This is a genomic window from Streptomyces sp. NPDC056361 (assembly GCF_042262805.1).
In the GTDB taxonomy this organism is placed as follows: domain Bacteria; phylum Actinomycetota; class Actinomycetes; order Streptomycetales; family Streptomycetaceae; genus Streptomyces.
Genome location: NZ_JBHJQI010000320.1, coordinates 1 through 1,260 on the forward strand (window position 1 = coordinate 1; position 1,260 = coordinate 1,260).

Here is a 1,260-nt window from a genome sequence, read left to right on the forward strand (position 1 = left end):
CGGACGATTGCCCACAACGGGCGGGGCGTCGTCCGTTGTGTCCACCCGTTCCGCCCTGGGGGTCCCCCCGGACGAAGTCTGGGGGAGGAACGAGTGCCCACAACGGGTGTGGCGGGGTGGGCTCGGCCCGGCGGAGTGAATGGCCACGGCGGGTGGGGGTCAGGGGGTGAGGAGGCCGGTGAGGAAGGGGGAGATGGCGGTGTGCCAGGCGGTGGGGTGGGAGTAGTGGAGGAGGTGGCCGGCGTCGGGGATTTCGGCGTAGGAGCCGTGGGGGAGGACGCGGACCATCTCCTGGGCTTCGGCGCGGCCGAGCTCACCGTCGAGGCCGCGGACGACGAGCGTGGGGCAGCGGACTTCGGCGAGGGAGTCCCAGTGGGCGTCGTGGACCCAGGTCTCGCGGGAGGTGAGCATGTGGGCGGGGTCGAAGACGGGGCGCCAGCCGTCGGGGTGCTGGGCCATCACCTCGGCGAAGAAGGCGCCGCGGGCGGGGTTGGGGCGCTCGACCCAGGGGTCGTCCTCGCCGAACCAGCGGCGGACGGCGTCGAGTGTCGGGAAGGGGGTGGGCCAGCGGCGGAACCAGTCGTGCCACTCGCGCTGGGAGGCGGCTCCGAGCGCCGAGGCGCGCATGTCGCAGATGACGAGGGCGCGGACCAGGTCGGGGCGTTCGGCGGCGAGTTGCCAGGCGGTGAGGGCGCCCATCGAGTGGCCGATGAGGGTGACGGGGCCGAGGCCGAGCTGTTCCACGGCGGCGGCCGCGTCGGCGACGTACGCCTCGCGGGTGAAGACGCCGCCGGGCGGCCGCTCGCTGTGGCCGTGGCCGCGCTGGTCGAGGGCGACCGTGCGGGTGCGGCCGGAGAGGCGGGCGACGGCGGGGGCCCAGTGGGCGGCGTGCCCCATGAGGCCGTGGAGGAGTAAGACGCCGGGGCCCGTCCGCCGGGCGGTCCCGTCCGTGAAGTCCCAGGCCGCCAGCCGTACGCCGTCGGCCCCGGTGACGTCGAGTCGTCGCGCCATGTCCCTGGCACCCCCTCTTTCCGTCGAACCCAGCCAGACTATCGAACTCGCATTCGAAAATGCGCTCCCGCCACTCAACACCCCTCGTTCGAGTGACAGGACTCAAGGATTGACTCCCGCCGCCGAGGGGAGATCTTGAACGGGAGGCGGACCGCTCGGGGAAAAACGGTCCGAAGGGGATGACCTTGAGAGCTCGGGGCTCCAGGTCAGCACAGGGGAGGACAGGCCCCGGCGCCCAAGGGCGCCGGG

The 1,260-nt window shown here is 73.2% G+C and carries 1 protein-coding gene; it reads right to left on the reverse strand.

Annotated elements, in window-relative coordinates; genetic code table 11:
• Positions 1–159: 159 nt before the first annotated feature.
• The gene (locus ACFCY7_RS40495) at positions 160–1,011 is read right to left on the reverse strand and encodes an alpha/beta fold hydrolase (protein WP_376491086.1); all 852 of its coding nucleotides are present in this window, start codon (positions 1,009–1,011) and stop codon (positions 160–162) included.
• Between the last annotated feature and the right edge of the window lie 249 nt (positions 1,012–1,260).

What these genes read in the sequence shown, in the direction of transcription:
- ACFCY7_RS40495 (WP_376491086.1), bottom strand. Translation starts at nt 1,011, where the DNA reads ATGGCGCGACGACTCGACGTCACCGGGGCCGACGGCGTACGGCTGGCG.